The organism is Mesorhizobium sp. M8A.F.Ca.ET.207.01.1.1 (genome assembly GCF_004794715.1).
Lineage (GTDB): Bacteria > Pseudomonadota > Alphaproteobacteria > Rhizobiales > Rhizobiaceae > Mesorhizobium.
The window spans coordinates 1-316 of the sequence record NZ_SRUS01000405.1 but is presented as its reverse complement, the minus strand read 5'-3'; the positions used below and the strand labels follow the sequence as shown (position 1 = coordinate 316).

The window sequence follows — 316 nt, the reverse complement described above, 5'->3', positions numbered from 1 at the left end:
GCCACGCTGGTTCAACGTCGTGGCACCGTGCATCTGCTGAACTCGGCATCCGACAGCAAGGGCAGCGTGACCCTGCAGGCCGGGTCTGCCACGGCGGTGCTGATCGAAGACGATGGCAAGGCCACCGCGCTGGATACCCAGCGCGATGCTCTCGTCAAGGAATCCGCCGAGCAGGACAGGCTTCGCGGGTCCAGCAACAGCGGCACCTTCGACAACCTCTCGCGCCTGCAGGACCGTCGCGATCAGTCGCGCATCGAGATCGTCTCCGGCGGCGACGTGGATTTCCAGGCGGGCTCGCTGGCGGTGGCGACCGGTG

General features: G+C 67.1%; 1 protein-coding gene. It reads left to right on the top strand.

Going from position 1 to position 316, the window contains the following annotated elements:
- A partial coding sequence (locus EN850_RS35110) for a hypothetical protein (RefSeq protein WP_136093042.1) occupies positions 1-316 on the top strand: 316 nt, incomplete at both ends.